The organism is Bacillus sp. CCNWLW194, from assembly GCF_037120585.1.
Taxonomy (GTDB): Bacteria; Bacillota; Bacilli; order Bacillales; family Bacillaceae_G; genus Bacillus_A; species Bacillus_A basilensis.
Genome location: NZ_JBBBBL010000006.1, coordinates 138,159 through 162,642, shown reverse-complemented (window position 1 = coordinate 162,642; position 24,484 = coordinate 138,159). Strand labels below are relative to the sequence as shown.

General features: G+C 32.7%; 26 protein-coding genes and 2 pseudogenes. 19 read left to right on the top strand and 9 right to left on the bottom strand.

The features are described 5' to 3' along the window. Nucleotides 1-31: 31 nt before the first annotated feature. From V7S50_RS15685 to V7S50_RS15660, 5 genes are all read right to left on the bottom strand, one after another. Nucleotides 32-1,231, bottom strand: coding sequence for an LL-diaminopimelate aminotransferase (locus V7S50_RS15685; RefSeq protein ID WP_242252920.1), 1,200 nt, complete (start codon nt 1,229-1,231; stop codon nt 32-34). 534 nt (nt 1,232-1,765) lie between these two features. Continuing rightward, the gene (locus V7S50_RS15675; RefSeq protein WP_242252924.1) at nt 1,766-2,128 is read right to left on the bottom strand and encodes a hypothetical protein; all 363 of its coding nucleotides are present in this window, start codon (nt 2,126-2,128) and stop codon (nt 1,766-1,768) included. A gap of 170 nt (nt 2,129-2,298) precedes the next feature. Next, entirely contained in the window at nt 2,299-2,598 is a 300-nt protein-coding gene (locus V7S50_RS15670; RefSeq protein ID WP_242252926.1) for a hypothetical protein, read from the bottom strand. Nucleotides 2,599-2,751: 153 nt separating this feature from the next. Then, nucleotides 2,752-3,954 carry an MFS transporter gene (locus V7S50_RS15665; RefSeq protein WP_242252928.1) on the bottom strand — a complete coding sequence of 401 codons (1,203 nt, stop codon included), beginning with the start codon at nt 3,952-3,954 and terminating at the stop codon, nt 2,752-2,754. Between the two features lie 410 nt (nt 3,955-4,364). Then, nucleotides 4,365-4,517, bottom strand: coding sequence for a YqbF domain-containing protein (locus V7S50_RS15660; RefSeq protein ID WP_071680000.1), 153 nt, complete (start codon nt 4,515-4,517; stop codon nt 4,365-4,367). Nucleotides 4,518-5,028: 511 nt separating this feature from the next. On the opposite strand from V7S50_RS15660, the gene V7S50_RS15655 reads away from it, so the two are divergent. The 8 genes from V7S50_RS15655 to V7S50_RS15620 all read left to right on the top strand — a co-directional run bounded on the left by V7S50_RS15655 (nt 5,029) and on the right by V7S50_RS15620 (nt 10,250). Beyond that, a complete protein-coding gene (locus V7S50_RS15655; protein ID WP_242252930.1) occupies nt 5,029-5,814 on the top strand; it encodes a class I SAM-dependent methyltransferase in 786 nt (261 codons plus the stop codon). Nucleotides 5,815-5,883: 69 nt separating this feature from the next. Further along, nucleotides 5,884-6,072 (top strand): DUF3970 family protein, encoded by a 189-nt coding sequence (locus V7S50_RS15650; RefSeq protein WP_242252934.1) that lies wholly within the window; start codon nt 5,884-5,886, stop codon nt 6,070-6,072. 77 nt (nt 6,073-6,149) lie between these two features. Further along, nucleotides 6,150-7,115 (top strand): nucleoside hydrolase, encoded by a 966-nt coding sequence (locus tag V7S50_RS15645; RefSeq protein WP_242252936.1) that lies wholly within the window; start codon nt 6,150-6,152, stop codon nt 7,113-7,115. Between the two features lie 172 nt (nt 7,116-7,287). Then, nucleotides 7,288-7,530 carry a GlsB/YeaQ/YmgE family stress response membrane protein gene (locus tag V7S50_RS15640; RefSeq protein WP_000638308.1) on the top strand — a complete coding sequence of 81 codons (243 nt, stop codon included), beginning with the start codon at nt 7,288-7,290 and terminating at the stop codon, nt 7,528-7,530. A gap of 77 nt (nt 7,531-7,607) precedes the next feature. Next, a complete protein-coding gene (locus V7S50_RS15635; RefSeq protein ID WP_000847587.1) occupies nt 7,608-8,003 on the top strand; it encodes a hypothetical protein in 396 nt (131 codons plus the stop codon). Nucleotides 8,004-8,129: 126 nt separating this feature from the next. Then, the gene (locus V7S50_RS15630; protein WP_277930112.1) at nt 8,130-8,627 is read left to right on the top strand and encodes a hypothetical protein; all 498 of its coding nucleotides are present in this window, start codon (nt 8,130-8,132) and stop codon (nt 8,625-8,627) included. A 105-nt stretch (nt 8,628-8,732) separates the two neighbouring features. Beyond that, the gene (locus V7S50_RS15625) at nt 8,733-9,578 is read left to right on the top strand and encodes an aminopeptidase (RefSeq protein ID WP_242252940.1); all 846 of its coding nucleotides are present in this window, start codon (nt 8,733-8,735) and stop codon (nt 9,576-9,578) included. Nucleotides 9,579-9,605: 27 nt separating this feature from the next. Continuing rightward, nucleotides 9,606-10,250, top strand: coding sequence for a YjgB family protein (locus V7S50_RS15620; RefSeq protein WP_242252942.1), 645 nt, complete (start codon nt 9,606-9,608; stop codon nt 10,248-10,250). Nucleotides 10,251-10,329: 79 nt separating this feature from the next. On the opposite strand, the gene V7S50_RS15615 is transcribed toward V7S50_RS15620, so the two are convergent. Beyond that, nucleotides 10,330-11,556 carry an MDR family MFS transporter gene (locus V7S50_RS15615; RefSeq protein WP_242252944.1) on the bottom strand — a complete coding sequence of 409 codons (1,227 nt, stop codon included), beginning with the start codon at nt 11,554-11,556 and terminating at the stop codon, nt 10,330-10,332. Between the two features lie 101 nt (nt 11,557-11,657). Between V7S50_RS15615 and V7S50_RS15610 the strand changes: the two genes are divergently transcribed. From V7S50_RS15610 to V7S50_RS15590, 5 genes are all read left to right on the top strand, one after another. Beyond that, a complete protein-coding gene (locus V7S50_RS15610) occupies nt 11,658-13,394 on the top strand; it encodes an SgrR family transcriptional regulator (RefSeq protein WP_242252946.1) in 1,737 nt (578 codons plus the stop codon). 159 nt (nt 13,395-13,553) lie between these two features. Beyond that, entirely contained in the window at nt 13,554-14,177 is a 624-nt protein-coding gene (locus V7S50_RS15605; RefSeq protein WP_242252948.1) for a YhbD family protein, read from the top strand. Between the two features lie 13 nt (nt 14,178-14,190). Then, nucleotides 14,191-14,901 carry a polymer-forming cytoskeletal protein gene (locus V7S50_RS15600; protein WP_242252950.1) on the top strand — a complete coding sequence of 237 codons (711 nt, stop codon included), beginning with the start codon at nt 14,191-14,193 and terminating at the stop codon, nt 14,899-14,901. 18 nt (nt 14,902-14,919) lie between these two features. Further along, nucleotides 14,920-15,627 carry a cytoplasmic protein gene (locus V7S50_RS15595; protein ID WP_242252951.1) on the top strand — a complete coding sequence of 236 codons (708 nt, stop codon included), beginning with the start codon at nt 14,920-14,922 and terminating at the stop codon, nt 15,625-15,627. 23 nt (nt 15,628-15,650) lie between these two features. Beyond that, nucleotides 15,651-17,186, top strand: a complete 1,536-nt coding sequence (locus tag V7S50_RS15590) for an MDR family MFS transporter (RefSeq protein WP_242252952.1) — start codon at nt 15,651-15,653, stop codon at nt 17,184-17,186. A gap of 54 nt (nt 17,187-17,240) precedes the next feature. On the opposite strand, the gene V7S50_RS15585 is transcribed toward V7S50_RS15590, so the two are convergent. Then, nucleotides 17,241-17,561, bottom strand: coding sequence for a hypothetical protein (locus tag V7S50_RS15585; protein ID WP_063221509.1), 321 nt, complete (start codon nt 17,559-17,561; stop codon nt 17,241-17,243). 222 nt (nt 17,562-17,783) lie between these two features. Between V7S50_RS15585 and V7S50_RS15580 the strand changes: the two genes are divergently transcribed. Continuing rightward, entirely contained in the window at nt 17,784-18,563 is a 780-nt protein-coding gene (locus tag V7S50_RS15580; protein ID WP_242252954.1) for a BC_2878 family exosporium-associated protein, read from the top strand. A gap of 195 nt (nt 18,564-18,758) precedes the next feature. On the opposite strand, the pseudogene V7S50_RS15575 reads toward V7S50_RS15580, so the two are convergent. Beyond that, nucleotides 18,759-18,923 (bottom strand): annotated as a pseudogene (locus V7S50_RS15575) (isochorismate family cysteine hydrolase YcaC); the annotation flags it as partial. 257 nt (nt 18,924-19,180) lie between these two features. Between V7S50_RS15575 and V7S50_RS15570 the strand changes: the two are divergent. From V7S50_RS15570 to V7S50_RS15560, 3 genes are all read left to right on the top strand, one after another. Then, nucleotides 19,181-19,951, top strand: a complete 771-nt coding sequence (locus tag V7S50_RS15570; RefSeq protein ID WP_242252955.1) for a GNAT family N-acetyltransferase — start codon at nt 19,181-19,183, stop codon at nt 19,949-19,951. A gap of 549 nt (nt 19,952-20,500) precedes the next feature. Next, a complete protein-coding gene (locus tag V7S50_RS15565) occupies nt 20,501-21,196 on the top strand; it encodes a CsxC family protein (RefSeq protein WP_001294998.1) in 696 nt (231 codons plus the stop codon). A gap of 127 nt (nt 21,197-21,323) precedes the next feature. Further along, the gene (locus V7S50_RS15560; protein WP_242252956.1) at nt 21,324-22,493 is read left to right on the top strand and encodes a BC_2427 family protein; all 1,170 of its coding nucleotides are present in this window, start codon (nt 21,324-21,326) and stop codon (nt 22,491-22,493) included. Nucleotides 22,494-22,728: 235 nt separating this feature from the next. Here the strand turns inward: V7S50_RS15560 and V7S50_RS15555 are convergent, their stop codons facing one another. Continuing rightward, on the bottom strand, nt 22,729-23,160 hold the full coding sequence (locus V7S50_RS15555; RefSeq protein ID WP_242252957.1) for a GNAT family N-acetyltransferase: 432 nt from the start codon (nt 23,158-23,160) through the stop codon (nt 22,729-22,731). A gap of 224 nt (nt 23,161-23,384) precedes the next feature. On the opposite strand from V7S50_RS15555, the gene V7S50_RS15550 reads away from it, so the two are divergent. Then, a complete protein-coding gene (locus tag V7S50_RS15550) occupies nt 23,385-24,245 on the top strand; it encodes a DegV family protein (RefSeq protein WP_242252958.1) in 861 nt (286 codons plus the stop codon). A 39-nt stretch (nt 24,246-24,284) separates the two neighbouring features. Next, nucleotides 24,285-24,398 (top strand): annotated as a pseudogene (locus tag V7S50_RS15545) (SHOCT domain-containing protein); the annotation flags it as partial. Nucleotides 24,399-24,484 lie beyond the last annotated feature (86 nt).

Genomic DNA, 24,484 nt, shown 5'->3' with positions numbered 1-24,484 from the left:
CCCCTGCTATAGTTAAGCAGGGGAGTTGCAATTAATTTTTAACCAATTCTTCTGCCTTTTCAAGAGAAAAAATACCACTATTTCTAATGTTTTCAACAACTTGTTGTAAAACTGCTTTATCTTGAACGAGTGCAATGCGTACAAAGCCTTCACCATGAGGTCCGAATGCATGACCTGGTGTGACAACGACATTTGCACGATCCATTAATGCATAAGCGAAGTCTATAGAAGTCCAGCCTTTTGGAATTTCAGCCCAGACGAACATACTACCAGCTGGTTTATCGACATTCCAGCCAAATGTTTGGAACCCATCGACTAAAGTATCTCTACGTTCTTGATAAATACCGCGGTTTTTCTCACAAAAAGCAGCGCCATTTCTTAGTGCAGCACATGCTGCTTTTTGAATTGGTAAAAACACTCCGTAATCTGTATTTGATTTAAACTGAGTAAGCGCACGAACAATTTCTTCATTTCCAATCATATATCCGATACGACTACCTGCTAAACTATAACTTTTTGATAAAGAGTTGATTTCTACGCCAACTTCTTTAGCGCCAGGTACAGAGAGGAAGCTAATTGGTTTATTACCATCAAAATAAAATTCAGCATAAGCAAAATCGTGGACAACAATAATGTTATGCTTTTTCGCGAATGCAATTACCTCTTTAAAGAAATCTTCATGAGCCATTGCTGGAACAGGATTCCCTGGGAAGTTTAAAATCATCATCTTCGCCTTATCGGCGATTTCTACAGGGATAGCTTCTAAGTTAGGTAAGAAATCATTTTCTTTCTTTAAAGGCATGTAGTAGGATGTTGCACCAGCCATTTGAATTCCTGTTTCATAAGCTGTATATCCTGGATCAGGAACTAATATAATATCTCCCGGATTCGCATAAACCATAGGTAAATGAACGAGTCCATCTTGTGACCCCATTAGTAATAAAACTTCTTTATCGGCATTTAATATAACATTATGAGTGTTGTTGTAATATTCAGTTACAGCTTCGTGAAATTCTTGAATACCACTTAATGTGTATCCATAGCTTTCTTTTTGATTTGCTGTATGTACCATTTCTTCTCTTACAAAATCGGCAGGCGGCATATCAGGATTCCCGATACTTAAATCAATCATTTTATGACCTGCTGCAATTTTTTCTTTTTTATAGGCCCCTAATTCACTAAATATAGAAGATTGGAATGCTTTCATTCTAGTTGCTAACGTGTAAGTCATCAAAACCCCTCCTAAAAACAGTGTTTTCTTTCTGCGTTTTTAATTATTCTGAAAACACATGGTTACATTTTATCATTTTTTTATGAAAATTAAAACGATTGACAAATTTAGAGGGAGGATTCGTCTTTTTTGAAAGGGGCGTAGTAAATAAGAATCGGTTAACTGAACTGTTTATTATATCTTTCTATATTGTTTAGGATATTTTATAGTTTTTGTTGAGTATATCCCGCATATTTTGGATAAAAAAGAACACGAAAACGAGGCCTATTATACCACTAAGCCAATAGTATGAATTTCCTGTCGTGAATTTTTCATAAAATGAAAGTGCATTCCATAGGATTAGGATAATGGAACAGATTGTTGATACAATTAATGAATTTAAACTTCTCAAAAAAAGCACCTCGCAGTAAGAATATTGTCATTATATAATATTACATTCAAATTAAGAGTTTTAAAAGAGGATAATATTTTTAAGAAATCGTTGTAAAGTAAAATAACGCAGAAAATATTTTCTGCGTTTTATATGAAGTGTAATCATTTCTTTGTATATATACATAATTTTTCTACTGCATAAAAGTATACATTTAATTTGCCATCGACAACTTTTAAAGTTTGATCCGATGTGAATGAGTTACCATAATCAATGTGATATACACTGGAATCTTTTACAAATGCTCCTTTATATAAATCTTCTTTTTTCTTTGTTGTTTGCATTTCCACTAAGTTTTGAATGATTTTTTCTTTTTTTTCTTCTTTTACAACTGTTTCAAATTTATAAGATGCGGGACAAAGACCATTTTTGTTGTCAACAACTTCCCAAGAACCGTATATATCATTATTGCTACATCCACTAAGTAGCATGATGAATATTGGAATAATTAATACAAACTTTTTCATTTTGTGCTCCTTTCTTTTTATTTTCAATCAACGTGCAAATCCAATAGGTATATTGTAATAAATAAAGTTTAAATTTTTATAAAGAATTATTTAATTTCATATAAAAATTTAGGGGGAATTGAAAAAGCATAAATCTAGTGTAAAGTTAGATTTATGCCGAGTACTGAGGCCTATGTTATGTCTCTTTTGAGGAAAAATAAAGAGGAAAGTAGGATCACAATTCCATTTAAAATGTATATAATTGCAACAATAAGGGCTAGCCCCCCTGCGCCAAATCCAGCTTTATCGAATATAGAAGCGAATGCTACGGTAGCAAAAAAAACAATAGGAGTTATCAGTAAAAATATGAAACCGGCGATAATTCTTCTTTTAAAGTTATGTCCAGATAAGGAAATAGCTAAAAAGTTTATGATGCTAAACAGAGCTAATACAAAAATAAAGATAATAAATAACTGCATACCATCAGACAATTGCGTACCTCCTATATATATCATGTTAATATACTGTATTCGAAAGCGAAAGAGGGTACTCCTTTAAATAATTACAATAAGCGTAATAAATACGTTTTTATATAACAAAGACGCATGGATTAATCTAATATGATCCATGCGTCTTTGTGTATGTTATAAATTCGCAGATTGTGACGGTTGTTTTTCATACTGTTTCTGTTTAGAAAGCGATATGAAAATAATTAATAATGAAATGACGCCGAAAATTAAGACCATGTACTGTAATCCAATCGTATCTAAGAAGAAACCTGTACCGAGTAATACGATTTGGAACATAACTCTCTCAAACATATTACGGAATGAGAAGAGACGGCCGTGATAGCTTTTTTCCACTTTTGTTTGGAAAATTGTCGACATGATAGGGAAGAAGCAACCGACACTAAAACCAAACAAACCAAATGATGTAAGAGACATCCATTTTATATCGCTAAAGAACAATGAAAGGTGTGCAAAAGCGGTACAAATAGCGAAGAAATATAATAATTTTTCAGGTTTGAAATGATCAGATAAACGTTTTATAACGAAGGCCCCTAACATAAATGCGACACCTTCAATTGTATATATAAATCCTTTAATCGTTGGATCATGTTGCATTTCGCTAATATTAATTACCATTAAATTAAATCCAGCTATAAATAATAGAGGGATAATACTTAATATAAGTGCTGTGAAAGCAATCGGAATTCCTTTTAAAATACGAAATACTTCCATAAAGCTATTATCTTTTGCAGCTTGCTTACTTGGTGTTGTTGATTTCTTATCTTCAAATTGTAGGAAGAAAGTCGAGAGGAATAATAAAGCGTATGCTGCCATTGAGAAGGCATACATATACTGTAAACTCATTACAACTAAAAGAATTCCACCTAGTGAAGTACCTGCAATACGAGCGATTGTACCTACATTCATATGTACACCGTTCATTTGTAATAACTCATGCTCACGTACGATGAGTGGAATTACAGATTGTAATGCAGGAAAATAAAATGCAGCTGAAATTTGAAGCGCAACCATAAATGCAATCATAAAGGCGATACTTTCAAATTGGATAGCGAAAAACATAAAAATAACACTAATAACACGACCAAACCCGGCATAAAGAAGAACTTTTTTCTTTTCATACTGATCAATAATGCGACCAGCCATAGGACCAACTAGAACACCTGCTAATAGTCCGATAAATAATATAACTGATTTCATGAAATCAGAAGGGACATATTTTTGCATAAATTCAAGGTTGCCAAGAATACCAAGCCATAACCCTAGACCAGCAATAAACTCCCCAATTAAAACGATCCAAACATTTTTATTACGCCACATAATGTAAAACCTCTCCGTCTTTTAAAATGAAAAACTCGTATATAAAACCTCCTTATTTTATGTATTATTTTTAACGAACTTTTTTAGAGTCAGAGTCTATATTACGTGTTTCATGAGTGGATTTCAATATTTTTGATTTGTCAAAAATTTGATTTGTTAGTTGATAAAATAAGTAAATCAAAATGCAAATATTAGAGGGGTGAAAACTAACTAAAAGTAGGAGTGAATATCGAAAAAATAAAAAAGCAAGAACGTATAGCTACGTCTCGCTTTTCTCAATAACATTCACTTTGCAGCATTTAAGCTCTTTTCCAATAGCTAAATCACTAAAAGATAATGGATCAACAACATCGGCACTTGCACCGTAACATATCACAATAACGTGATGTTCCTCTTGATGCTTTTTGTAATTAAGCAGAATATTCTTCTTTACGCACTTCGAAAAATTCATTACGACGTAAGTAATTATATACTTTCTCAGAAACCTCTTCTTCTTCAGACATTAAGAAACGATGATCAAAAGCATAGAATGATTGACCTTTAATTAATTTTACGTAGTATATTTTACACGCCTCCTCTAGCAGAATTGGAACTTACCTAATAATATGATGGCCTAGATGTACATGAACCATACTTGGAGTTTCAAAGGATGGAAGGAAAGAAGTTAAGCGCATTGAAAAAGCTTACAAAACTGTAATGTTGTTGTCACGTTTTCCGATAGTTAAAAATAACCAATCTCCTCTATACTACAAATAAGTTACATAAAATTAGGGGGTAAAAAGATGGATGAAGTAATTGGAGAAGTTGTAGCAGGTATTTGTGAATTTGTAGTTGAAGTAACGGCAGATGCTATTGGTAGCCTAGCTTCAGGAAATGAAAAAAGGGAAGATGAAACTATATAGAAGATTAAAAAACAGATTTTAGCATACTTAAAAAACTGTGAGATACATTCTTACAGTTTTTTATTTTTTCAAAGCACTATATGTAATCTGTCTAAAAGAGGAATTGAAAATATGAAATAGAACTTATTAGTTATCTGAATCGTGTAAATAACAATAGAAAGAAGATGATAAAATGAATAAAGAAGAGCTTGTAAAACAACAATTTGGTAATAATGCGGAAAAGTATGTGAAAAGTAAAATTCATGCAAAAGGACCGGATTTACAATATGTAGTTCAACAAGTTGAGTCTCGTCATAATAATCGTCTTCTTGATATTGCTACTGGCGGTGGACATGTTGCAAATGTTTTAGCTCCATTGTTTAAAGAAGTAATTGCTTTAGACTTAACAGAAAAAATGTTAGAGAATGCGAAAAATTTTATTATAAATAATGGACATGAAAATGTAACTTTTGTCGCTGGAAACGCTGAAAGTTTACCGTTTGCCGATAGTTCTTTTGATACGATTACGTGCCGAATCGCAGCACATCATTTTACGAATCCAGCTCAGTTTATTTATGAAGTAAATCGTACGTTAGAAGATAATGGATTGTTTATTTTAATAGATAATGTTTCACCGGAAAATAATGAATTTGATACATTTTATAATTTTATAGAAAAAAAGCGAGATCCGAGTCATGAACGAGCACTGAAAAAAACAGAGTGGATTACTTTATTAGAGAAAAATGCTTTGCAAATGCAGTCATGTCTTACTTTTGACAAGAAATTTGAATTTGACTGGTGGTGCGATATGATGAATGTACCTTTGCAGAAGCGGGTGAAGTTAACAGAATGTATGATGAAAACATCAGTTGAAATGCAAGAATTCTTTAACATTCAATATGAAAATAATAAAATCAAGTCGTTTTATACTGAAATGGCATTGTTTATATGTAAAAAAAGTGCGACATTAAAAAGATAAACTTCTTGCAGTCTTTTCAAAGTACGTTATACTTAGTACAGAGAAAATGAGAATTGAGGAAATGTAATAATGATTCGCGTACGTATTGAAGGAACTAAAGAAGAAATGCTTGAATTTATGGAGAAAATGCCGGATATTCCTGGATTTGAAAAAACGCATATGAGAGAACCGCGAAAAGGAAATAATCCAAAATACGATTCAAGTAAAAATGTACTAGCATATTTATCTTATAAAAAGATTGAAGTCGCCAATAAATAGGCGGCTTTTTTAGTTTGCACCGTTTCACAGCCTTGTCTTTTTTACATAATAATAGTAGTAGATAATGCTGAAGAGGGGTGAGTATAGTTAATAAGAAAATCATCTTTTTTGGAGACTTTGGTATTGATGATGCTGTGGCATTAATTTATGCAAATAAAACATGTAAATTAGATATTATAGGTATTGTTGCTGAATATGGGAATGTATCGCGAGAAATTGTAACAGAAAATGTGTATTTTTTAGAAAGATACTATGCTACAGAAGTAAAAATCATTGAGGGTGCAGCAAGACCGATGACGGCTGAAGAACCTTTGTTCTTTCCAGAAATTCATGGAGATCACGGTTTAGGTCCAATTATTTCACCTGATATGAGGATTTGTAAACGGGAAAATTTTTGTGAATTAATTAAGTTAATTGAACCTTGTCCAGAAGATATTATTATTGTAGCGACTGGGCGATTAACAACATTGGCAACTTTATTTTTATTATATCCAAATGTCATGGATAAAGTATGTTCGTATTATATTATGGGCGGTGCTTTTTTATTTCCTGGTAATGTTACTCCTGTATCAGAAGCAAATTTTTATGGAGATCCAATCGCCGCAAATATTGTGATGAAGTACGCAAAGAATGCGACTATTTATCCGTTAAATGTAACGCAAGAAGCCCTAATTACTCCTGAAATGGTGGATATTATCAATAAAGAAGGAACAGGGCAGGCGAAACTTATTAAGCCAATGATTGATTTTTATTATGAGAACTTTTATAAAAAAGAATACCCTGGTATTGCTGGAAGTCCAATTCATGATTTACTTCCGTTTATTTCGTTTATAAATGATGATATTTTTGAATATAAAAAATCAGCAGTTTGGATCAGTACGACAAATGACGTAACAAGAGGACAAAGTGTGGCAGACTTTAGAAAAATAGCTAAGCCGACACGATTCGATGATCGACCAATACAAAGAATTGCGGTTGGTTTTAACTATCCTGCATTTAAAGAAGAGTTTATGCGGACAATATTGAAGCCTGATTGTCCATAATCTGTGAATTATGAAGGATTTCCACCATAAATTGAAAAAATGCTTGTTCATTATTTTGAAATAATCTAATAGTTGGGCTGTGTGAATAACTTATGAAAAATGTAACATAACTAATGGTAAGCAATTGTTTCTAATTATATTTTGATTGGTGAAATATAAAGGAGGGTATCGTATGATTTGGTCATTAATCGTTGGTGGTATATTAGGATGGCTTGCTAGCTTAATTACTGGCAGGGATGTACCAGGTGGTGTAATTGGTAATATTATTGCTGGTATTATCGGGTCTTGGATTGGTACGAAATTACTTGGTAGTTTCGGCCCGGTAATTGGCGGATTTGCAATTATTCCAGCTTTAATCGGTGCGATTATTTTAATCTTCATTGTAAGTTTCTTATTACGAGCAATGCGAAAATGAATGAAAGGACTGTTTACATTTGTAAGCAGTCCTTTTTATATGTTATGCTAGTATTATACATTCAGGAGGTGTCAGCATTGAAAACATTTACAGTAAATTTCCATCAAGAAGATAATGCTAAAGCGACAACAGTACATAAATTAAGTGAAGAGGACTTCAATAAAGCAACAGAAAAAGGTACTCGTCATCTATTTGATTTAGATACAAACGTTGGATTCTTCGTATTCTTTGACGCAGAAGATGCAGAAGGAAATGATCAATACTTAATGTTACAATACGAAGGAGATCATGAAGAGCCAACTGCGTGCTACGGATTTGATTTAAAACTATACTATCAATTTTTAGCACTATACTTAAACGATCTTGAATTCCAAGGCGAAACGGATGAGGAAGAGGAAGAATATGGTCCAATTCATCATTTAGCTCACTTACTTTATCATATTGTTGAAGATGGTAAGTCAATCGAAGTGTAAAAATACATATGTAAAGCTGTCCTATTTGGACAGCTTTTTTCATTTTCTCAAGCAAAATATACAAAACCTTTGCTATAATTTTTATATATCTTGATAAATATATAATATGAATAGGAAGTGAAGTATTTGTTTACAATTGAGAACTATAAAAATTCTTTAATAAAAGGACTAGAAGCAAAATCCTCTGATTTGATTGAAAGGTTAAAAACAACAACACAGCTTAATTATTATAAAGAAATAGATTTATTAGATTTTACTGTTTTTGTTCAGTCATTTGAATTGTCTATCGTTATGTTTTCAATGGATGGAGATGCTAATGAAGTCTTTTATGAGGGCACTGACGAAGAGATTTTTTCTGGTAGCTATGATGTAATGGATGACGTTACATATTATACGTTTAGTGATGAAGAATCTGATGAATTTTGGGATTTTTACAAAAAAAATGATGAGAAGTTATCTGAAATTGGAACGAAAGCTATAATAGAATGGTTTGCGACATGCTGGAATAAAGCTGGTGGTATGAATGTGAAATTACCCTCTTACGTTATTTTTCATGACGATGATGAATGTTATGATTTGCAAAATGGTAAATGGATTTCTGATGGTGATAGATGGTTTGATTAAACAGAAAAAGCAACAAAGAAGGCTCATCTTTCTTTGTTGCTTTTTCTGTTTAAGGAAGGATTGCAGTGTAAATGGCGAGAAGGGATATATAAGGAGATGGAAAAAATGATAAACAATACAATTCCAAGTTTTTTAAAATTATGGGAAAGTAACGACGTAGAATTAGCTGTCCTCAATCAATACTTCACTTCGCATCCAGAGATATTTGAAGAATACTTTAAGTATCATTGTCCTAAAACGAAAGAACGTCTTTCTAATGCTATTAACCTATATCCCGCAAAAATAGAAGATATTCGTATCATTGCAGAATCATTACCAATCATTATTCAAGAGGTAACGAATGAATATCATAATAAATTTAAATGTGATGTAAAAATGAAATTCCACTTATTTGTTGGAGGATTTGGCTCTAATGCATTTGTAGAAAGAGAAATTATTGGAGACATGTTTTTTGCGGCAGAAAAATTATCTCCTGATTTAAATCACCTTCGTGTTATTGTCGCTCACGAAATAGGACATATATATCATAATGTTATGTTACAAAATGATGGAATGGACTGGAGGAAAGCAGAGTGGGCCGATGCGACAGTTAATTTGTATCGTGAAGGTGTTGCAACATATTTATCAAAGCAAATTATGAAAGGTTTAAATGAATCAGTATATTACTCATATGATAATGATGGTGAACGTTGGTTACAATGCTATATAGAAAATGAAAAACATATAAAGAAACGTTTTTTGGAAGATTATATAGAAGGATGGACGTTTGAAAAAGAGAAAGAGTGGTTTCGGTTATCTGGCGGACAGTATTTTGGATACAATCGACTCGGTTATTTTTTAGGAACTGCTTTTGTAGAATATGTTGTACAAGCATGGGGAGAGAGTGAAGTATTTACTTTTTGGAATAAACACAATTTAAAAAGTAGTGTATTGGATTGGTTATCGAAATGAATAGCATTTAATAGGGAGCTGAAATGTATGAAAGTGTATGTAAAGATAGCTTTATTATTTCTTACTTTTACATGCATATTTGCCTTAGCGGCATGTAAAGGAACAGATGAAAAAAAGGAAAAAAACCCAACTTCGGAAAATAGTAAAAACGAACAGAATAATTCTTCTGAACAAAAGAAAGAGCCTGAGGTTAAATCAAATAACGATTCAAATTCGAAAGATACAATAATAAATCAAAAATCAATTAACCACGTTAAAAATTTGTTTGAACTAGCGAAAGAAGGAAAAGTGCCTAATGTTCCGTTCGCAGCTCATACAGGAGATATCGAAGAAATAGAAAAAGCGTGGGGGAAAGCTGATAAAACGGAGCAAGCAGGAAACGGAATGTACGCAACCTTTACAAGTAAAAATGTTTCCTTCGGTTTTAATAAAGGATCACAAGTTTTTGATGTACGCTCCTATCATGCAGAGCTAAAGTTAATTACATTACAAGAAATTGAAAAGGCATTAGGAAAACCAAAATCAGTTAAAGTAAATGGTGAAGATAAAATATATGTATATAAAGTAAACAATCAGTTTGAGTTAAAATTTATCATTCCAAAATCGACTGGTAAGGTAAATCATATTTCGGTATTTTCGCCCGAGGATAGTATAAATAAGATGGCAGGGTAATAAAGAAGGCTATCACCAAAGGTCATCAAGACTTTTGTGATAGCCTTCTTTTTACTGTTAAAAGGATGAGGAAAGCAGCCTATAAAACATGAGGAGTATGCTCTGAAATGTCTTTTTTTATTTTATTACGCTCTAAATTGTGAACAAAAAGAGCTTGAATAATGCCCCCAATTATTAAGAAACAAGCACAAATATAAAATAGCATACTGCCGTTTAGTTTGCTTAATAAAACCGCACCAATAACAGGACCGCACGTTCGAGATACATCCCAATGTAAGCCGTAAATTGAAAAATACAATCCACGTTTATCTGAAGGAGCGATTTCTGAAACGAATTGAAGTAAATGATTTAAAGCAATACTTCCACCGATGACTAAAAAGAGTAATGTGAAAAATAGTGACGTGATTGTTGCTGAAAGCCCGTAGCCAAGTGCAGCTACTGTATAGCAGGCATAAGAAATAATAATGATTTTCGCCATGGAAAATCGTTCAGACCATTTCACGAGGAAAACTTGCAGAAAGATTTCCATAATAGCTTTGCATGTTGAAATAAAAACGAGTATGAGTTCGAAATCCGGAAAAGTATGTTTCACGAAGATAAGATAATTCGTCTCAGTTTGTGCATAAAAAAAGCTAATAGGAAGTGTAGAAACCATAAGTCCAAATACGGCGTAATGTTTGCGTACAAAATGTTTTTGAGATGATCCTTCAAGCTTTTGCGTTGGTGTTGTCATTGCCGGAGCGGTCTCTGGAAGCTGCGTCCAAACAACGAGTGCATATACTATAAGTGCAATGCTTTGCACCGTAAATACATATTCAGGATGAGTCTTATAAAAAATAGTACCAATTAAAGGGCCGATTAGGGTACCTATTGCTCCCATCGTTTGCAGAAGGGAGAAGATTTCTGCTTGCTGCCCATGTTTTGTTAAATCAGCTATTTGTGCACGTTGAGCAGGAATATATAAGGAGCGGCCAATCCCATTTATGACATATAACAAAGCAAATATAAAAACGGATTGAGCAAAGATGAAGCTACCGATTGCAACGCTTTGTAGCAATAAGCCGAGTAACATAATTTTCTTTCGTCCATATTTATCAGTGACTCTTCCAGCAATAAGTGTAAATATAATGTCCGAAAGCGGTTGTAACCCGAAAATAAGCATAGTCATCATAATATTGCCGTTTAGCATCTTATTAACGTAAATAATCATAATAATAGCTAACATTGATTCTGTTGTTCGAGTTAATAATTCACCGCACAGTCTAATGATAATTGGTTTATTGTAACGTAATAAAAGATGATTCAATATTATTTCCTCCTTTCTATATTGAAATGATAAGATGAAAGGAGAATTGGAAAAAGGGTAGAAAGAATAGGGAGTATTTTTCACCTTTTAGGGGGAATATGATGTTTATTTTAGATCAATACATTGAGCTATGGATTGCCTATGGGAAAGGGAAAAAAGAAGGAGAACAATTAGAAATAACAGTGCAAAATATATCCGAAACATTATTTTGTACAGAGCGTAATAGTAAATTAATTATAAAAAAATTACATGAGTTAAATTGGATCGTTTGGTTTCCAGGTCGCGGGAGAGGGAATCGTTCTAAACTAATATTTCAAAAGCAACCGATACCATTGATTTTAGCTAAAGGAAAAGAGATAACGAGAAAAGGGGATGTGAAAAGCGGAATTTCATTTGTGGAGCGCTACAGCTCACAATTTCCGTCAGTAAAGAAAGAGTATGAAGTTTGGGTAGATTCAATATTTGGTCATAAAATAGAAAGGACATCCGAAGGGAGAAGAGATGTCCTTCGTTTGCAGGTTCAAATGAATTTAGATATTGCATTAGATCCGGTCTACGCTACAATGCGTTCAGAATGTCATATGGTAAAACATATTTTTGATACGCTCGTATATGTAAATGAGCAATCAAACTATATAGAACCAAGACTTGCTTTTCACTGGGAATATAATGATGCTGAAAAGATATGGACGTTTTATTTACGAAAAGGAGTACACTTTCATAATAGAAAACAACTTACTGCACATGATGTTATACATTCACTAAATCGATTTATAAAAGCTGAAAATAATCCACACGCGTGGATGTTACAACATATTGAAAGCGTCCGCGCAGTAGATGAATATATTATTGAAATTCAATTACATACAGAAAATGGCATATTTTTACATATGCTAAGTTCAGAACAGTGTTCTATCGTAAATGAAGATGAAGCGGAAAACCTCATTGGAACAGGCCCTTTTAAATTACGCGAAAAGAATGAACATTTATTTGTATTAGAAGTACATGATTTATATTATCGAGAAAGATCTTTTCTTGACCGAATTGAACTATTGAATGTGGAGCAAAATGTAAATACATATGACGTGTTAGTAAAGGCGCAGTATAAAGATAAAGAAAATCTTAATAAAGAGTTGTCTCGACTTGAGTCGAATGTGACATATATAACATGTAATCTTGCAAAAGAAGGACCAATGCAAGATGAGCTGTTCCGAAAAGCGTTATATAAAATCATTCATGGCCATGCAATCATTAAAGAACTTGGTGGGGAACGTGGAGAAGTGGCAAAGGAACTACTATTAGCTAGTGACAGCATAGTAGAGATTGAGGAGGAGGTAGAAAGTTTAATTAAAGAGAGTATGTATCATTATGAAGTGCTACAACTTTACACATTTACAGGACAAGATCATGTTGAAGATGCGCGATGGATACAAAAAGAGTGTGCGAAGTACGGAATTCGTGTAGAAAATAATTTTCTTGAAATAGAAGATCTGTTAGAAATAAGTACGATACAAAAGGCTGATATGATGCATGATAGCGCAACAATTAGCGAACGAATAGAAGATAGTTTGCTATATATGTTTCTTACAAAAAACAGTTTTATTCATGGGCAAAGCAACATGGATTTTCATAAAACGTTGTCCCCTTATTTTAAACAAGAACAAGTAGAGAAAAGAGTTACACTGTTACGCGATATTGAGGAGACTTTGTTACGTCAAATTCAAGTTATCCCTTTATACCGTAACAAACAACAAGTAACTTCTCACGAAAAAGTACAAAATATAATGATTAATTCACAAGGGTGGATTGATTTTTATAAAATATGGTTTAAACCTTGATAGATAAAGGTTCTTATGCATTTTTTATGAGATGTGTAAGGGCCTTTTTTGTATGTAAAATAGGGTTGTTTTACACGTTGTTACGCTACTTGTGATAAAAGTCCATTTACAACGTAACAGTGTTATGTTACATTGTTATCAGGAAGGAGTGTTATACAGTTGAGTACAGAATTAATTTCAAAAAAAGATTTATTAGAACTTACTGGTATTTCATACGGACAGTTATATAGGTGGAAAAGAAAAAATTTAATACCGGAAGATTGGTTTGTACGAAAGTCTACTTTCACGGGTCAGGAGACATTTTTTCCGAAAGAAAAGATTTTAGAGCGAATTGATAAAATCCAAACGATGAAAGAGGACCTATCACTTGATGAACTAGCGAATATGTTTTCACCGAGTGTGAGAGAAATTCTTTTAACAAAGGAAGACATTTTACGTAAGGGGATTGCATCAGAGCCAGTTTTACAATTCTTCATAGAACAAACGAATAAAACAACAGAGTTTCAATTTGTAAATATTCTTTATGTGTACATGTTAGAAGAATTACTACAATCGGGAGAGATTAGTTTAGAAGAAGGCAAAATGGTCTTGCAAGTTTTACGTGAAAATTATGAAGCAATTAAACATAAAACTTGTGACTTAATCATTGTCCGAAAGTTAGGGATTTCTACATGTTTCTTAGTTTCAAACGTGGATGATTTAATTTTTGAAAAAGGAACCAAAATCGTTTTACGCGAAGCGATTATGAAATATACCGAAGCATTAAAAACTAAATTGTTGTAGTGGAGGAGAAAGTATGCGTACAGATAATTTGATTATAAATGGTTACGGTTCATCGAATGGCGGCGAGTTTCATAAAGTGCAATTAAACGGAAAAGGAACTGTGAATGGAAATGTTGAATGTGAGCAATTTGAATGTAATGGTTACGGTGCCGTTACTGGAAACTTGAAAAGCAGCAATGCAAGAATTAGTGGATCAGGTAAAGTCGATGGTACAGTACTTGCAGAAAAGATGCGAATTGATGGGAAAGCAACAATTACGCAAGATGTGAAAGCAAACAGTTTGAAAATTGCAGGAAAAGGTACGATAGGTGGAAATGTCACTGGTGAAGAATTTAAAGTCAATGGTCAAGCGACAATTGATGGTAATTGTGAAGTGGATACTTTTTCTTCAGAAGGACAATTTACAATTGGTGGATTATTAAGCGCCGATGAAATAAATATTAATATTCACGGTACATGTCGAGCGAAAGAAATTGGTGGTCAAACGATTAAAGTAAGACATAGATCAGGTACATTTAGTAGGCTATTTAAAACAGTATTTGGCTTGCAGTTAGAAGCTGAGCTGCTTGAAGGTGACAATATTGATATTGATTATGCTCACATAAGAACGGTAAGAGGAGGTAATGTTACAGTAGGACCGAACTGTGAGATTGAACTGATTGAATATACCGGTGAGCTTACTGTTGATAAAAGCGCAAATGTAAAAGAAATTAAGCAGGTTTAATGGGAGGGAGTAAGTAATATGGAACATCCACATAGTCTCACAGTAAATGGTTCCGGTAATTCAGCAGGTGGAGATTATAATGAAGTGAAGATTCGCGGTGAAGGAACGATTACGAATGCTATGAGTTGTAATGAATTTAAAACGTATGGTACGAGTGATGTACGCGGTGATATGAAAGTGAAAAATTATGTTGTGTATGGAGATAGCGAAGTACAAGGAAATGTAGATGCGGAATATGTAAAAGTATATGGTAATACACAAATTCATGGTGATGCACATATTAAAAAAACAAAAGTTAGAGGTATGATAGATATTGCAGGAAAGTTTTCAGGTGATCTTGTCGATGTAAAAGGTGCTTTAAATGTGAAGGGAGATATTGAAGTAGAAGATTTATCATTAACTGGTGGTCTTGAAAGTGATGGATTACTAAATGCTGAAAATATTCAAATCTCACTTCGTTATGAAGGAAGTAAGGTAAGAGAAATTGGTGGTAAAAAAATTACTATTCGTAAAAAAGCGAGATTTCTTCCTTTTACTAGTCATGTTGGAAACCTCCAAACTTCAATTGTTGAAGGAGATGATATATATTTAGAACATACGATTGCTGAAGTAGTGAGAGGAAACAATGTTACAATTGGCCCTGGTTGTGAAATTAGTGTTGTAGAATATCATACTAGTTTTAATCAAAAGGGTAATGCAGTCGTAAAAGAACATAAACAAATATAAGTAGTACGAGGGAGAGCAAGGTTATGGTTGAGAAGAATAATAAGCTCGGCTTTGTTGTGGCGGGCTTATTGCTAGGTATTTTAATGGCATCAATGGATAATACCATTGTCGTAACAGCGATGGGAACGATTGTTGGTGACTTAGGAGGCCTTGAAAACTTTGTATGGGTCGTTTCTGCCTATATGGTCGCAGAAATGGCAGGTATGCCGATATTCGGTAAACTATCAGATATGTATGGTAGAAAAAGGTTCTTTATTTTCGGTTTAATCGTCTTTATGATTGGTTCGGCACTTTGTGGTACAGCTGAAAACATTACACAGTTAGGTATTTATCGTGCGATTCAAGGTATCGGCGGCGGGGCATTAGTACCAATAGCATTTACTATCGTTTTTGATATTTTCCCTCCTGAAAAGCGCGGGAAAATGGGTGGTTTATTCGGAGCAGTATTTGGTTTATCAAGTATTTTTGGACCGTTGCTTGGCGCGTATATTACAGATTATATTAGCTGGCACTGGGTATTTTATATTAACTTACCGCTTGGCGTTTTAGCACTTATTTTTATTACATTCTTTTATAAAGAGTCACGAGTTCATAGAAAGCAAAAGATTGATTGGTTTGGGGCAATTACTTTAGTTGGTGCAGTAGTTTCGTTAATGTTTGCGCTTGAACTTGGTGGACAAAAGTATGACTGGGATTCTAGCTTTATTTTAAGTTTATTTGGCGGATTCGCTATTTTAATTATTGCATTTACTTTTATTGAACGTAAAGTAGAAGAACCAATCATTTCGTTTGAAATGTTTAAACAACGTTTATTCGGAATGAGTACCATTATTGCATTATGTTACGGTGCTGCGTTTATGTCAGCAACTGTATATATTCCGTTATTCATTCAAGGGGTATACGGTGGTAGCGCAACAAACTCAGGGTTATTACTTTTACCGATGATGTTAGGATCAGTCGTAACAGCGCAATTAGGCGGATTTTTAACGACAAAACTTAGCTACCGAAATATTATGATTATTTCTGCGGTTATTATGCTAATTGGACTATTTTTATTAAGCACATTAACGCCAGAAACAAGTCGTGCATTATTAACAGTGTATATGATTATTATCGGATTTGGAGTTGGATTCTCATTCTCTGTACTAAGTATGGCAGCTATTCACAACTTTGGTATGGAACAGCGCGGATCTGCGACTTCAACGAGTAATTTCATTCGTTCATTAGGAATGACGCTTGGTATTACAATCTTCGGAATGATCCAAAGAACAGGTTTCCAAGATCAATTAGAAGAAGCATTTAAAGGTATGAGCGGAGGAATGAATACAAACGCTTTAGGAGATTCAAGAGCTATTTTATCAGAATCGGCGAGATCTCAAATTCCGCCGCAAATATTAGATAAAATTATTAGCGCTCTTTCTAATTCAATTGTTCAAACATTTATGTGGGCATTGGTGCCAGCTGGTTTAGCATTCATATTTATTTTCTTTATGGGAAATGAGCGCATGGTAATTAAGAAACAACAAAAGAATAATAAGAACGAAACATCAAAAGCGTAATGAAAAAACTCCTTTCCAATTGGAAAGGAGTTTTTTCGTATGTACAGATTTAGATTAGCCTTCGATAATTTCGTATTCTTCGTCTGCAAGTAATAAAATTTGTGTTTTCTTACCTTTGTTTTGAACTTCGATTACATCGTATGCACCTAAGTCTCTTACTTTGCTTTGAGAAGCGTTAACCATAACTTCCATAGAATCGATTAAGATATCTTCTTCAATGTATGATTCAGGCAATGCCATATCTTCAGTTTCTAATACACATGCATATAGATTTTGTAAGTTTTCAGCAGTTGGATTTTGTTCCTCAACATCAATGATGTTTTTTACTGCTTCCATATTTTCTTCTTTTGCTTGGTATACTTTAATTTTAGCCATTGTTTTAATCTCCTTTATAACGTAATCGTAGAGGCTACACCTCATTATAACGTTTTTTTCATGAAAGATGAAATTGTTATATGTATTTATAGTAAAAATTATGTGTTATTTCTTGTTCTTAGTGTGAATTCTTACGTTAAAGTTATATTGTCCAAGCTTTTTTATACTCCGCTCATATTATATGTATTAGATAAAAACATATAGGGAAGGGATGGAGTGTAAGTGGATTGTGAGCCGAAACGTGATTGTGGATGTTGCCAAAATAGTATATGTGAATTTTTACAAAGTCTTGAACCGTATACTAAAGTTGAGAGTATTGTAATAGCAGGAAATGGAATTGTTGTATCTTATTTTCTTTCATTTAATAAGAGGAATGGTATCGTATCCTTCGTACAAGAGGACAATGAGGTTATTTTTGTAGATTGCTCTAAGATTGATGCAATTCGAATAGGAAAAGTTTGTAGTTGTAAAACGAAAGTTAAATTTATTGAAGAGGATTTTAGTCTACTTGGAAATGTTTGTCCGCAATGTTTAACCGAGGGAAGTACACTCTTTTTTGACTTTCACAATCCAGAATTGAATTTATCACTGCAAGCAAAAACAATTGATGCACCTAGTTGTACTGAATTTACAGATGAAAATGGCAATGCAGTGAAGCAGGTTACAATAGTTGGGGAAGCGATTGTTTCTAAAGACTTTGTTCAAGTGCCTGAACTATTAAACTTTCAATTAGTTTTATCCGATACGGCTGGGAATCCTTTAAAGTTTGGAATACTGTTCATTAATTTCCCAGATCTTACGTTTATTATTCTTTTCGCATCGAGTGGATACCTCAACATTTCGAACTGTTTGAGAATAGAGAGTGGAACTGGTAATGCTGAAATAGAAGAAATGAAAAAGATGATAAAGAATGACAATAATACGTACAAGTCAATTATTAACCTGACTAAAATATATAAAAATGGCGCTACAGAATCCTTTACTTCTAAGAAGGAGATATAACGTATTCATATTGATTAACCCTCTTACAAGATAATGAGGGTTAATCAATATGCGAATTGGATGGTATTAACGAAAAAATTGCTTTGTTAATATAAATGTTAGTAAAGCAAATAAGAAAAGGGCTATTGAAGTAGCCCTTTTTTAACTATGTAAATAGTTGTTAGTAACTTTTATTAAGATTAATTAATGATTGTGTTATTTACTAAATTCTTTTTGAGCTCCCACGTAGCTTCCGATGATATTTTGATAACTTGGAAGATGTTTAGCAAGTAAAGCTCCAAAGCCTTCAACATCATTTCGCTAGTCACGCTGTAATTCAGCTGCAACGCTAAACCAATTCATTAATTGAACTCCTCCATTTAATCTTACAGTTATTTAGATAGGTTTGGTATACGTGTAAAAGTTTTTCAATAAATTGGCTTTATTTAGATATAAAGATGTGCATTTTGAAATTGCAAAAGTGAATTTTACTTTTTTGATTAGATGTTATAATAATTTTATATTTATGAATAATATATAATTATATGGAATTTAGTAGACGATTGCTTATATGTAGAATAAAAGGACTTATGAAAAAAAGTAGAGGTACATTGATTCTAATGAAAGCAGGAATGTGAATGATATATGAAGCGAATATACAGACAAGAGAAAAATTAGTTACTATGTTCGAAGATTTCAATAACGTTGTTTTACTTTCTTATTTACAAGGTCATATGGGTAACGCTTGGGTAAATAATCTCGAAAATCCAACGGTAGCGCAAGTTACGGTAGGGATTTTCACATTTTACGCTGGGGATCCAAATGTGAAAGAAACAGAAGAATTACTACATAACATTTCTGATAGAATGTTAGTAATCGTAAATAGTGAAGAGTGGAAAAAGCGTTTAGAAACATTTTTTGAAAGAAAAATAGATAAGTTTTTACGTTATAAATTCAAACGTAATTCGGAAGTTTTTGATCGTTCAAAATTACAATCTTTTATATCAACACTTCCGAAAGGATATGAGGTAAGAAGAATAGATGAGCATATTGCAAATGATTCTACACTACATAAGCTTTCTAAAGACTTTACAAGTCAATTTCAATCGGTAGAAGATTATTTAAATCGAGGTATAGGTTATAGCATTTTGTATAACGAAGAAGTTATATGTGGTGCATCCTCGTATAGTATTTACGATAAGGGGATAGAAATTGAAGTTGCGACGGATCTGAACCATAGAAGAAAAGGTTTGGCGACCGTAGTGAGTGCAGCGTTAATATTGGATTGTTTAGAAAAGGGGAAATACCCAAACTGGGATGCAGCGAATACGACATCTGCCAAACTAGCAGAAAAGCTAGGGTATGTTTTTGATAAGGCGTATGATACTTATTTTGTGGATAATAGATGAATGAGCAGAGATTGTAAGAGTTGTACAAAATAAAGAATTTAAAAAGGGAAAGACAAATGACTAGAATGTTTCGATACCATTGTTAAAAACTCCTATGGAAATATTAGAGAATAAAATGATTAGTTCAATAATAAGGAGATTTTATAATCTATTGAGTACAAAAACCGGCTTTTTTAGCCGGTTTTTATTTTTTTATAAAAGGGGACAATAGTCGTGATGTTCTGTTTTGTGGATAGTATTAAGTTGGTAAATGGTTCTTATTAAATGTATCCTTTGTTAGATAGAATAAAAGAGTCTTGAAAAATTAATATTGGAACACCAATTAGCTCTATCATAAAAAAGTCGAGAAATTCTATTTTATATAGGTAGATATCAGTATAGGCTACGTATATTAATGTATGTGTTTTTAACTATCTAGAAGCAATGAATCTCTTATTTTGCAAATGATAAAAGTGACTATGATACAAACCCACGCATTAATAGAAAAAGTACATATACAGTATAGAGAGTTGAAAAACTCTAAATTTTTTATAAAGGAGATTATAAAATATGAGTGAACAATGTCCAATTAATGTACCATGTCAGGTAGTAGGACAAACCCAAACACCATTAAGTGATGCACCTGCAACGCCAATTACTACTCCGGGAGCACCAATTGTAAAAATACCGGTTGTATTAGCAGAAAGAACAATTCAAATTGTTGTAGAATCTGATATTTCATTAGATCCTCCAGCGGTTGAAATTAAACGTATCTTAAAAAATGCATTTTTAACACAATGTAAGTTAGTTCCTGTAGCATTCGAACCAGTACCAGGAACACCTTACCGCCGAGTTACAAGAGCAAAGTTATTTGTACAAGGATATATTCGTAAAAATATTGAATATGCAAATGACGAGTGTAATGGAGTGCTATATGACCGCATTGCTAATGTTCCATTTTCTGGTTTTGCTGATTTAACAGCTGGTGATTTTCTATCACTAGCTATAGTGGCTGCTTCCTCAGATACTACTTCTCACTTTATTAATCCTAAAAATGGTGATCTACCACGTTTAGACAAATACTTCTTCGAAAATACAGTTTTTTATAATGAACAACCGTATTGCGAATTAGTTAGCGCTCAATTTTTTGAATTAGACTTTTCACCTTGTCCAACAGACCTAAACGAACCATTTGATACTCTTCGTGAAAAAATTGTACTAGATCTTACTTTAAAAGTTTTACAAGTACAACAAGTACAAGTATAAAACTAAAAAAGCATTGTCTTTGATAAAAAGACAATGTCTTTTTTATTATTATAAAACATATATAATGATGAAATGGTCGCGTACAAAAAACATATTTTTATGAATTTCATTAGACGGGGGGATGGTGATGAAGAATCCATGGGTTGGTCAGGAAATATGGAACAAAGTTTATAAAGGGAAAAAGCTGAATGTTCAAGATGATTCACGCGAAATAAGAAAAAAGGGAAAAATTGAAGAAACAGAATCAGAGAAAGAAGATAAAGCAATTGAATTAAAGAAAGAAAGTAAAGAAACAGAATCAGAGAAAGAAGATAAAGCAATTGAATTAAAGAAAGAAAGTAAAGAAACAGAATCAAAAAAAGAAGAAGTAATTGAATTAGAGAAAGAAAATAAAGAAACAGAATCAAAAAAAGAAGAAGTAATTGAATTAGAGAAAAAAAGTAAAGAAACAGAATCAAAAAAAGAAGAAACAATTGGATCAGAGAAAGAAAGCAAAGAAACAAAGTCAAAAAAAGAAGAAGCAGATAAATCCGAGAAAAAGAGTAAAGAAACAGAGTCGAAGAAAAAACGTCAAGATTCAGTGTCAAAAATAGAGACATTAGTACGTTCAATAGTAGTAAAAACCCCATTTTCTATTATTTCAGATGTGACTAGTTTTATAAAATTCCCTAATATGAATGTGAAAAATCAAGAAGTATTTGTATTTCGGAATCAAAAAGATGAAAGGGGTCATGAATTGGATACTAAGTTATTAACTACAGTGCAACATTATCATGGAGATGTTAATTGTAATTTAGTTTCTTCAAACCTTTATGAAAAGAGAGTGCTTTTAGAACTTTCTAATGAAAAAATAAAAAGTAATATGGAAGAGAATTGGGTAGGAACATCTTCGTGGATCCCTATACACGGAATAATTTTAGATAAGGAAGATGAAGGAGGAGTAAATAATTATATACCTGCGAAATTACCAATAGAAATAGGGAAATATAAAGGTGAAATTAATTTACGAGAAAAAGTGGTATTTAAAGAAAAAGTTATAGAAATAAAAGAGGTGTCACAGGAAATTATTTTAACAAAAAAAGAATTTTTATTACCAAAAATAATAAGGAAAGGAAATAATCCATCTAAAATTGAAAAAGGGAGCTTACTCGTAGAAGGTTATATTTTTCAATGTATTGAATTTATATCGGAACGAAGTACACCGCATGATAACGTGTATCAGTTAATACAAAACCTTGTATTGGAATTAACTGTGCAATTATTACAAGAACAGGAAGTTTGGGTGCGGATTAGATAATTAATCATCTCTACATCAATTAGTTAAAAATTTCTTCAGGAAAATGTATTAGAGAAACTTAAAAATAATGCTAGCAAGTTTGTAAATGAGCTTGCTGATAAGCGTTTGGGAAAGATATGAAATACAACTGATGGATCGCTTTAAAAAACCAATTCCTTTAATAGATGAAATGGATAAATCTTTGTTAAAACATGAGGTGTAACACAAAGTGTATCCACCCCCATTATAGAATAACTTACATTTTAAACAGTAATACATGTTTATCATAATGTTTTAAACACCAATTATATTTTTTTAGAATAATCGGATGGACAACTTCTTTCGTAGTATCAACCTCAGTATAGCCATATTTCTTATAAAAGTTTTCTAGTTCCTCAAAAGGAAGACAATATACATTTTGAACTTGTAATTTTTTCGCAGTTTGCACTAAAAATGAAACAAGTTCCCCAGCTAATTGTAGCCCTCTAAATTTAGGAAGAACAAAAATCCCACCCATTTCAATAGTATCTTCATCTATTTGGACTAGTCGTCCAACACCTGCGTACTCATTGTTGTATGTAATGATCACAACTGTATCCCGCTTTAAATCACTTCGTACAAACCCTATCGATTCATATTGATTATTAATCCATTCTAAATCATTATATGTAGCCAGTTGAATACTCATATGCATCCTCCTTCAGAAAACTTTTACTATTTCCATTATACATAATATAATTTCAGGAAAAAGTGGTTAAAATGGCGTGATTTTTATTAACAGTTCAAGTTTTGAAGAATAGTGCATATAATATAAAGTGTTTTCCTTTCTTCATTTATGTTTTGCGTATATAATTTAAAAGTACTATTTTATATTTTATTATTTTATATTTATAACAGAATAGAGGTTTAAAAATGGGTGTTAAAATCATTACGGATAGTGCGGCGGATTTACCGGTAGAATTGCTGCAAGCATATGATATTGATTTAATTCCACTCCGTGTTTATGATGAAGCAGAAACAGAGTATTTAGATGGAGTTACATTAGAGTCAGTTACATTATTGCAAAAAATGAGAGAAGGCGCAGTTTATAGAACGTCATTGCCTTCACTTGAAACTTTCCAAGAAAAATTTGTTTCTTATGCAAAAGAAGGTAATCCTTGTATATATTTAGCTTTTTCATCTGAACTGTCTGGTACATATCAATCGTCAGTTGTCATTAAAGAGGAAGTAAAAGAAACATATGCTGATTTAGATTTAGAAATTATCGATACAAAATGTGCTTCGCTTGGTCAAGGGCTTGTTGTTTTAGAAGCTGCTAAAATGGCGAAAGACGGTGCATCGAAAGAAGATATTTTAAAGCGTGTTGATTTTCTAATGAATCACATGGAACATATCTTCACTGTAGCTGACTTGCAGTACCTTGTTAGGGGCGGGCGCTTAGGTAAAGTAGCAGGTTTTATCGGTGGTTTACTAAACATTAAGCCAATCTTAAACGTAGAAGATGGAAAACTTGTACCACTTGAAAAGGTAAGAGGGAGAAAGAAATTACTTGGCCGAATTGTAGATATTATGGAAGAGCGTGGTAAAGACCTTAAAGCTCAAACAATCGCACTGACTCATGGCGACGACTTAGAAACAGCTGAAGCGTTAAAAGCATTAATTACGGAAAGATTTGGCTGTGAAGTATTTATCGTAAATACAATTGGTGCAGCAATCGGAGCACATACAGGACCTGGCGTTATAACGCTATTTTTCTTAAATGAAGTAGAGTAAAGGATTGATCTTTTGATCAATCCTTTTTTTCTTCAAGGTAATGCTACTACTTCTGTAGCAGATGAGCTAAAATAATTTAAGGAATTATTAGATATGGGCGTTATTATAGAAGATGAATTTAATGCGAAGAAAAAGCAGTTACTAAATATATAAATTAGCATGAAAATGCTAAATATAAGATGTTAAAAAGGTGATTCTGTCTTGAACAGAATCATCTTTTTTGTGTGTTGAAGTCTTTT